This is a genomic window from Paraburkholderia sp. NMBU_R16 (assembly GCF_013282575.1).
In the GTDB taxonomy this organism is placed as follows: Bacteria; Pseudomonadota; Gammaproteobacteria; order Burkholderiales; family Burkholderiaceae; genus Trinickia.
Genome location: NZ_JAAAYE010000510.1, coordinates 1 through 250, shown reverse-complemented (window position 1 = coordinate 250; position 250 = coordinate 1). Strand labels below are relative to the sequence as shown.

At 64.4% G+C, this 250-nt stretch carries 1 pseudogene; it reads right to left on the bottom strand.

The annotated features are described in order from the left end of the window. Positions 1 to 119: 119 nt before the first annotated feature. A pseudogene (locus GWC77_RS28940) lies at positions 120 to 250 on the bottom strand (IS4 family transposase); the annotation flags it as partial.

The window sequence follows — 250 nt, the reverse complement described above, 5'->3', positions numbered from 1 at the left end:
GACGGGGGACTGCTCGGCGCGGCGTGGCGGCAGCGGTTCCGGGCTACGCCCTTCACCGCTGCCGCCACGCCAGTACTCTCATCCTGATTGACGCGCTGCTCTCATCTTGTTTGACGCGCGGCACCGCGGATCTCGTCGACATCGAAGAACAGTTCGGCGTCCAGATCCGGGCAGGTGCGGCCCTTGCGCATCAGATAAGCGATACGCCAAGCCACTACCAGGAACAACGCCAGAGCGCGTTCGAGTCGTT